The organism is Kitasatospora sp. NPDC059462, assembly GCF_042749955.1.
Lineage (GTDB): Bacteria > Actinomycetota > Actinomycetes > Streptomycetales > Streptomycetaceae > Kitasatospora.
This window is the reverse complement of the sequence record NZ_JBHYUU010000029.1, coordinates 53,378-61,341: the sequence shown is the minus strand read 5'-3', so window position 1 is coordinate 61,341 and position 7,964 is coordinate 53,378. Positions and strand designations below refer to the sequence as shown.

6 protein-coding genes, 1 pseudogene and 1 riboswitch are annotated in these 7,964 nt (G+C 75.2%); of the genes and pseudogenes, 1 reads left to right on the top strand and 6 read right to left on the bottom strand.

What is annotated here, in order from left to right; all coding sequences use genetic code 11:
* From ACFXAM_RS11195 to ACFXAM_RS11170, 6 genes and pseudogenes are all read right to left on the bottom strand, one after another.
* Positions 1–541 (bottom strand): annotated as a pseudogene (locus tag ACFXAM_RS11195) (cytochrome P450); the annotation flags it as partial.
* Positions 538–2,025: a class I adenylate-forming enzyme family protein gene (locus ACFXAM_RS11190; protein ID WP_380289759.1), complete on the bottom strand. Its 1,488-nt coding sequence runs from the start codon at positions 2,023–2,025 to the stop codon at positions 538–540. The gene ACFXAM_RS11190 and the pseudogene ACFXAM_RS11195, both read right to left, overlap by 4 nt.
* A gap of 64 nt (positions 2,026–2,089) precedes the next feature.
* Positions 2,090–2,830: a glycosyltransferase gene (locus ACFXAM_RS11185; protein ID WP_380289757.1), complete on the bottom strand. Its 741-nt coding sequence runs from the start codon at positions 2,828–2,830 to the stop codon at positions 2,090–2,092.
* The gene (locus tag ACFXAM_RS11180; protein ID WP_380289755.1) at positions 2,827–3,840 is read right to left on the bottom strand and encodes a 3-oxoacyl-ACP synthase III family protein; all 1,014 of its coding nucleotides are present in this window, start codon (positions 3,838–3,840) and stop codon (positions 2,827–2,829) included. The genes ACFXAM_RS11185 and ACFXAM_RS11180 overlap by 4 nt, the downstream gene beginning before the upstream one ends.
* Positions 3,841–3,920: 80 nt before the next feature.
* A complete protein-coding gene (locus ACFXAM_RS11175; RefSeq protein WP_380289753.1) occupies positions 3,921–5,420 on the bottom strand; it encodes an SPFH domain-containing protein in 1,500 nt (499 codons plus the stop codon).
* A gap of 126 nt (positions 5,421–5,546) precedes the next feature.
* Positions 5,547–5,753, bottom strand: coding sequence for a hypothetical protein (locus ACFXAM_RS11170; protein ID WP_350560485.1), 207 nt, complete (start codon positions 5,751–5,753; stop codon positions 5,547–5,549).
* Positions 5,754–5,915: 162 nt separating this feature from the next.
* A riboswitch (TPP riboswitch) is annotated at positions 5,916–6,050 on the top strand.
* Here ACFXAM_RS11170 and thiC point away from each other — a divergent pair.
* Positions 6,046–7,875, top strand: a complete 1,830-nt coding sequence (gene thiC, locus ACFXAM_RS11165) for a phosphomethylpyrimidine synthase ThiC (RefSeq protein WP_380289751.1) — start codon at positions 6,046–6,048, stop codon at positions 7,873–7,875. (Overlaps the previous riboswitch by 5 nt.)
* Positions 7,876–7,964 lie beyond the last annotated feature (89 nt).

Below are 7,964 nucleotides of genomic sequence, written 5' to 3'. Positions count from 1 at the left end.
CAAGGCCGGGCAGGTGGTCGCGGGCGGCGGCCGCGGCGGCCTCGGCGGCGGCGCCGGCCAGCGCGTGCGGGCAGCCGGCCGACCCGGTCAGCGCGGCGGCCGTCACCCCGGCCAGTTCGCGGGCCAGGGCGACGAGTTCGAGGTCGCCGGTGGCGAGCTCCGGGGTCCGGGCGGCGAGCACCGCCTGCCAGCGGGGGCGGAGCCGGTCCACCGCCGCCGCGTCCAGCCCGGCCGCCACCTCCCGCCGGGCGGTGCGGTGACCGGTGCCCTCCTGGTCGAACAGCGCGCCGCCCTCAGTGAGTTCGGCGGCCGCGCCGCCGGTGGTGCCCGGTGCGGTGCGGTCCAGCGGGATCCGGGTGAGCGCCTCGCGGTAGGCCTCGGCGCCGTGCACCAGCACGGTGCGGCCGAGCCGGGCCACCGGGCGGCGGCGGGTGGCGGCGAGCAGCGCGAACAGCAGGGGGTGGCTGCGCAGGTAGACCCGGCGGTCCCGGCGGCGGGCGCCCCGGTGCCGGGCCGGCTCCCGGCCGGTGCCGCCGGTCATGTCGCCAGCTCCCGCGCGCAGTGGGCGGACGCCGCCGCCCGGTCGGGCTTGCGGGAGCGGCCGGCCAGCGGCACCCGGCCGAACAGCAGGGCGTCCGGGCGGGCCGAGCCCATCCGCTCCAGCGGGCCGGCCAGCGCCCCGCGCAGCCGCCGGGGGTCGGTGCCGGGCGCGGGCTGGACGAGGGCGACCAGCCGCTCGTCGCCGTTCCCGTCGGGGACGCCGACCAGGACCGCGAGTTCGACGCCCGGCAGGTGCAGGGCCGGTTCGTAGAGGCCCGGGTAGATGTTCTCGGCGCGGCGCAGCACCATGTCCTTGAGCCGGCCGGCGAGCACGATCCGGCCGTCCGGGTCGAGCGCGGCGCGGTCGCCGGTGCGCACCCAGGGCTCGGGCTCCTCGCCGAGGTAGCGGTGCCGGACGCCGGGGCCGGTGAGCAGCAGTTCGCCGTCGTCGCCGAGTCCGGTGCGCACGCCCGGCAGCGGGGCGCCGGCCAGGTCGCCGGTCCCGGTGAAGGCGCTCTTCTCGGCCTCCTCGACCGCCGCGGCCGGGAACAGCTCGGTGAGCGCGTAGACGCCCCAGGCCTGGTCGGCCCCGGCCTGCTTGACCCGGCGCAGCAGGGCCGCGTCGGCGGGCGCCGAACCGGTCCAGACCCGGCCGGTGAAGCGGGCCCCGGCGCCGAGCGCGGCGCGCAGCTGCGGCGGGGTGAGGTAGGTGTGGGCCGGGGCGAGCCGTGCGAGCTGGCGGGCCAGCGCGGCGGGGTCGCGGGCCGGCAGGGCGACGGCGGCTCCGGCGGTGAGCGCGGGGACCAGCACGAAGAAGGTGCCGCCCAGCACCACCGTGCCCGGCCGCGGGCCGACCAGTTCGGTGACGGTGCGCAGCCCGGCGGCCAGGCCGCTGCGGGAGTGCACGACGGCGCGCGGGCGGGCGGTGGTGCCGGAGGTGAAGACGATGACGGCGTCGCCGTCCCGCCCGGGTGCGTCCCGTCCGGGGATGCTCGGCACCGAGGCGCCGAAGGGGTTGGTGCGCAGCCGGGGCGCGCAGCCGGGCAGCCGGTGCCCGAGCGTGGCGACCGGGCCGAGCGCGGCGAGCGGGGGCAGTGCGAGGTCGGCGCGGCGGGCGAGCGGGCGGGCCCAGCCGGCCACCGCCTGGGCGGCGGCGTCGGCGAGCACCAGGTCGGGCCGGGCCAGCGCGAGCCGGGCGGCGAGCACGTCGGGGCCGGCGGTCGGGTCGAGGACGGCGGTGCGCAGGCCGAGCCGGTGGGCGGCGATCAGGACGGCGAGGGCGCGCGGCCCGGGGCGGAGGGCGACGCCGAGGGTGGCGCCGTCGTGCAGGCCGCGGGCGCGCAGGGCGACGGCGTAGGTGTCGGCGAGGGCGGCGAGTTCGCCGCGGCGGATGCGGACCCGGGTGGTGCCGGCCCGGGTGCGGTGAAGCACGGCGGGGCGGTCGGGGTGGACGGTGCGCAGGGCGTGGGCGAGCCGGTCGAGCACGGGGGTGTCCTCGGGTTGCGGCGGATCGGGGCGGCGGGTGCGGCGGGGTGGCGGCGCGGCGCGGTCAGCGGACGTCGACGGCTCGGGCGCCGGCGCCGCGCTCCAGGTACCAGCGGGCGGTGCCGACCACTCCGTACGCCCGGATCCGCCGGGTGGAGTTCTGCACCACCATGTCGCGGCGGTGCACGATCGCGGTGGTGTGCCGGCGGATCCGGTTGATGAACGTCCGGTCGGTCGGCGAGGGGCGGCGCGGCATGCCGCCGACCGCCCGGTACAGCTCGGCGGTGATCGCCATGTTGTTGCCCGCGTGCATCCGGTACGGGGTGAGGTAGCCGTGCCGGCGCCGGTGCGCGGGCCGGATCCGGCCGAAGAACGCGCCGAGTGCGACCAGCACCAGGAAGACGGCGCGCCCGGCGGGCCCGTGCTCGTCCCGGCGGGCGGTGACCCGGCCGCAGACCAGTCCGCCGCAGTCGAGCAGCGCCGCCCTCGCGGCGGCGGTCCAGCCGGGTTCGGGCAGGCAGTCGGCGTCGGTGCGGGCGAGCAGGGTGGCGCCGTGCGCGATGGCGTGCCGGAACGCGGTGTCGACGGCGGAGCCGACGCCCTTCTCCGGCTCGACCAGCACCTCGACCGGGAACGGTGCCCGGGCGGCGAAGGCGCGGACGGCCGCCACGGTGCCGTCGGTGGAGCCGTTGTCGGCGACCAGCAGGGTGAAGTCCCGGTCCCGCTGGGCGGCGAGGGCGTCCAGGGCGCCGACGATCCGGGCCTCCTCCTGGTAGGCGGGCACGATCACCCACAGCTCGGTCACGACGCCTCCCAGACCATTGTCATCAGGCTGACGCCGCCGCCGAGGCCGACCATCAGCACCTTGTCGCCCGGGGTCAACGAACCCTGTATCCGTTCGAGTTGGACACCTATCGTGGCACTGGCGACATTGCCCAGCTCGGGCACGGTGACCACCAGCTTCTCCTCCGGGACCCCGGTGGCCTCGACGAACCGCTCCAGGTAGGGCACGGTCACCTGGTGCACCAGCACCCTGGCGTAGTCGTCCCAGCCGAAGCCGGTGCGGGCCGCCACCCGGGCCAGGATGTCCGGGCCGATCTTCTCGAAGACGCCGCGCAACTCCGTTCCGCCGCCCCGGAAGTAGCTGTACTCGTCACCGCGCGGATGGCGCGAGCCGCCGCCCGGGATGCCGCCGGTCGCCCAGTGCTCGGAGGCGGTCTCGGTCTCCACGTCCAGGATGCCGCCGCGCTCCACGGCCTCCACGACCACCGCCGCGCCCGCGTCGCCGAAGGTGTAGCCGGCGAAGCCCTCGCGGAACTGCCCGGCGCCGGCCGGGTCGCGGCGCATCGCCCGGCTGGGCGTCTCCCCGGTGACCACCAGGGCCCGCCGGGCCCGGCCGGCCAGGATCATCGCGCGGGCCAGGTCGATCCCGTTGAGGAAGCTGTTGCAGGCGTTGCTGACGTCGAACGCGTGGGCGCGGGAGCCGAGTTCGGCCTGCACGAGATGGGCGGTCGCGGGCTCGGCGACGTCCCGGGTGGCGGAGGCGAAGAGCAGCAGGTCGAGGTCGAGCGGGTGCAGCCCGCGGGCGTCCAGGGCGCGCCGGGCGGCGCCGACGGCGAGCGTGGAGGCGTACTCGCCCTCGGCGGCGAAGTGCCGGGTGACGATGCCGGTGGCCTTCTCGAAGGTCCGCTCCGGCAGGCGCAGCCGGCCGCCGGCGGTGATCTCGTCCTGGAGCTGCTGGGAGGTCAGACGGCGGGCGGGCAGGCGGGCTCCGACGGCGGTGATGCCGATCCGCGCGGTGGCTGCTGGATGCATGTCCCCATGGTCCGGTGCGCCCGGCCGGGCCCGCCTGAGTACGGGTACTCAGGCGGGCGCGGCCGGTCTACCCAGACGGATCAGCGCTGCTCGCGCGCCGGGTCCACCGGTACGGCGTCCACGGGCACGGCGTCCACCGGGACCGTCTCCACGGGTACCGGGGCGGCCGTGGCCGGGGCGGCGGCGCCGTCCGGGCCGACGGTGGACAGCAGCTGGCGCGCCAGCCCGAGCCCGGTGCCGCCCATCGCGAGCGCCTTGGCGAACAACTCGCCCATCCCGTCGGCCCCGTTGAGCAGCACCATGTGCTCGACGTTGCCGAAGGACTCCGCCGCGGCCCGCACGATCTGCGGCCAATGCTCGGCCAACTCCTGGGCCACCACCGCGTCCTGGTTCTCGGCCAGGGCATCGGCGCGGGCCTTGATGCCTTCGGCCCGGGCCAGCCCGATCGCCCGCGCCGCCGCGGCGTCGGCCAGACCGCGCGCCTCGGCCGCGGACGCCTCCGCCTGCCCGGTCGCCGTGGTGGCCTCGGCCTGCGCCAGACCGCGCACCCGGGTGGCCTCGGCGTCCGCCTCGGCCGCGACCCGCACCCGGCTGGCCTCGGCGGCCGCCTCCAGCTCGGTCTCCCGCGCCTGTGCCTGCGCGGCCGAGATCCGGGCGTCACGGGCCGCCTCGGCGGTGGTGCGGGTGTCGTACGCCCGGGCGTCGGCGGGCTTGCGCACGTCGATCTGGAGCTGCTGCTCCTTGCGCCGTGCCTCCAGCTCGGCGACCCGGGTCTCCTGGACCACCACCTCCTGCCGGGCGGCGGCGTCGGCGAGCGGACCGGCCTGCCGGGCGCGGGCGTTGGCGGTGTCCTTCTCGGCCTGGTACGAGGACTGCTGGATCTCGCTGTTGCGGGTCGCCTCGGCCTTGCGGGCGGCGGCCTCCTGTTCGGCCTCGGTGGCCAGCCGGTCCGCCTCGGCCTGGGCGATCCGGGCGTCGCGCTGGACGGCGGCGGCGTGCGGGATGGCGAGGTTCTTGATGTAGCCGGTCGGGTCGATGATCTCCTGGATCTGCAGGGTGTCGATGATCAGCCCGAGTTTCTCCATCTCCAGCCCCGAGGCGGCCCGGGTCTCACCGGTGAGCCGCTCGCGGTCGCGGATCATGTCCTCGACGGTGAGCCCGCCGACGATCGAGCGCAGGTGGCCGGCGAAGACGTTGTGGACGCGCTGGCTGATCAGCTTCTGCTGGTCCAGGAAGCGGCGGGCGGCGTTGGCGATCGACACGTCGTCGTCGCCGACCTTGAAGATCACCACGCCCTTCACCCGCACCGGGATGCCCTGCGTGGTGACGCACTCGACGTTCAGCTCGGCCTCGTTGAGGTCCAGCGAGAGCCGCCGGACCCCTTGCAGGCCCGGGGTGACGAGGGTGCCGCGCCCGGTGACGATCCGGAAACCCAGGCCGTCGCCGACCCCCTCGGTGCGGTGCCGGGAGCCGGAGATGATCAGTGCCTCGTTCGGCTCGGCCACCCGCCACATGAGTTTGAAGAGCGTGACCCCGATGATCAGTGCCGCGGCGGCTGCCCCGGCGATGACGTATCCCATGGTTCAACTCCCCCTTCGGGCGCAGGAGATGCGCCGATTCGGATTGTCCGCCCGGGCCGGGGCCCGGGGAAAGGGAAGTGACATGACGCACCGTCACAAGCTCGTCACCAGAGGGTCATCGGAGCGTCACGGCCCGATCGGCGCGACATAGACCGTCCTCGGCGGCTGGTACTCGATCACCACCACCGGAGTCCCGACCGTCAGCCGCTCGCCCGGCACGGCCAGGTAGGCGAGGAACGCCTCGGTGCCCTGACGCTCCGGCACGTGCACCATCACCTCGCCGACCAGCCCCGCGCCAACCGCCCCGGTGACCCGCCCCGTGCTCCCGACCACGCCGGCCTCCTCGCCTCGTCAGCTACGGGGCCAGTCTGCCCGCCGCGGCGCCTTCGCGCCCCCCGTTCACCGTCCGGACCTCGCGGTTCCTCCTCCCGGACCCGCTCTGGACCTCCGGCGATCGGCTCGCTACGGTGTTGGACGTCATGCGCGGGCAACACCGCCTGCGGACGCGGGAGCTCGGAGCACCGGGCTGAGAGGGCGCTGAACGGGACGTCGAGGGACGGACCGGCGGCTGCGTCGACCGCAGGAACCTGACCGGGTAATGCCGGCGTAGGGAGTTTGAGGTCCGATGACCACCTTCGATGCACAGCCGCAGTCTGCCCGGACCCCGTCCGGCTCCGGGGCCGCCGTCACCAGCGCGGGCACCGGCTACCCCACCCCGGCCTGGCGCAAGGCCCACCGCGAGGGGTCCCGCCCCGATCTGCGCGTCCCGTACCGCGAGGTCGTGCTCACCAACGGCAGGACCGTCCCGCTGTACGACACCTCCGGGCCGTACACCGACCCGGAGTACCGCGCCGACGTGCGGCGCGGCCTGCCGGCCCTGCGCGACGCCTGGATCCGCCAGCGCGGCGACGTCGAGGAGTACGACGGCCGCGAGTCCCGCCCCGAGGACGACGGCATCCGGCACACCGCGCCGCGCGGCGGCGACCTGCGCAACCTCGACGCCGTCTTCCCCGGCCGCCCGCGCCGCCCGCTGCGCGGCCGCGACGGCGCCGCGGTCACCCAGCTCGGGTACGCCAAGCGCGGCATCGTCACCCCCGAGATGGAGTTCGTGGCCCTGCGCGAGGGCCTGGAGCCGGAGTTCGTCCGCGACGAGGTCGCCCGCGGCCGCGCCGTCATCCCGGTCAACGTGAACCACCCCGAGGTCGAGCCGGCGATCATCGGCACCAACTTCCTGGTGAAGATCAACGCCAACATCGGCAACTCCGCCGTCACCTCCTCGATCGAGGAGGAGGTGGAGAAGATGACCTGGGCCACCCGCTGGGGCGCCGACACCGTCATGGACCTCTCCACCGGCCGCAACATCCACACCACCCGCGAGTGGATCCTGCGCAACTCCCCCGTGCCGATCGGCACCGTGCCGCTCTACCAGGCGCTGGAGAAGGTCGACGGCAGGGCCGAGGAGCTGAGCTGGGACGTCTACCGCGACACCGTCATCGAGCAGTGCGAGCAGGGCGTCGACTACATGACCGTGCACGCCGGCGTGCTGCTGCGCTACGTGCCGCTGACCGCCCGCCGCAAGACCGGCATCGTCTCGCGCGGCGGCTCGATCATGGCCGCCTGGTGCCTGGCGCACCACCGGGAGAACTTCCTCTACACCAACTTCGAGGAGCTCTGCGACATCCTCGCGCGCTACGACGTCACCTTCTCCCTCGGTGACGGCCTGCGCCCCGGCTCGATCGCCGACGCCAACGACGAGGCGCAGTTCGCCGAGCTGCAGACCCTGGGCGAGCTGGGCCGGATCGCCCGCGCCAAGGACGTCCAGGTGATGATCGAGGGCCCGGGCCACGTCCCGATGCACAAGATCAAGGAGAACATGGATCTCCAGAAGGAGATCTGCGACGAGGCCCCCTTCTACACCCTGGGCCCGCTCACCACCGACGTCGCGCCCGGCTACGACCACATCACCTCGGGCATCGGCGCCGCGATGATCGCCTGGTGGGGCACCGCGATGCTCTGCTACGTCACCCCGAAGGAGCACCTGGGCCTGCCCAACCGGGACGACGTGAAGACCGGCGTCATCACCTACAAGATCGCCGCCCACGCCGCCGACCTCGCCAAGGGCCACCCCGGTGCCCAGGCCTGGGACGACGCCCTCTCCGACGCCCGCTTCGAGTTCCGCTGGGAGGACCAGTTCAACCTGGCCCTCGACCCGGAGACGGCCCGCGCCTTCCACGACGAGACCCTCCCCGCCGAGCCCGCCAAGACCGCCCACTTCTGTTCGATGTGCGGCCCGAAGTTCTGCTCGATGAAGATCAGCAAAAGCATCACAGAGCTGTACGGCGACAAGGCGGTCGTGACCAGCGACGTTGACGCTGAGGCGCTGGAAGGCATGAAGGTCAAGTCCGAGGAGTTCAAGGCCCAGGGCAACCGGGTCTACCTCCCGCTGGCGGACTGACGGCAGGTGTCGCGGGGGGGGGGCGGGGGGGGGGGCCGTGTTGGGGGGGGCGGCCCAGCCGCGGGCGGGGGGCTGGGGGGGGTGGTGTG

Bases quoted from the DNA above. Each gene is read 5' to 3' on its own strand.
- ACFXAM_RS11180 (WP_380289755.1), bottom strand. From the start codon at position 3,840: ATGCATCCAGCAGCCACCGCGCGGATCGGCATCACCGCCGTCGGAGCC.
- thiC (WP_380289751.1), top strand. From the start codon at position 6,046: ATGACCACCTTCGATGCACAGCCGCAGTCTGCCCGGACCCCGTCCGGC.
- ACFXAM_RS11175 (WP_380289753.1), bottom strand. From the start codon at position 5,420: ATGGGATACGTCATCGCCGGGGCAGCCGCCGCGGCACTGATCATCGGG.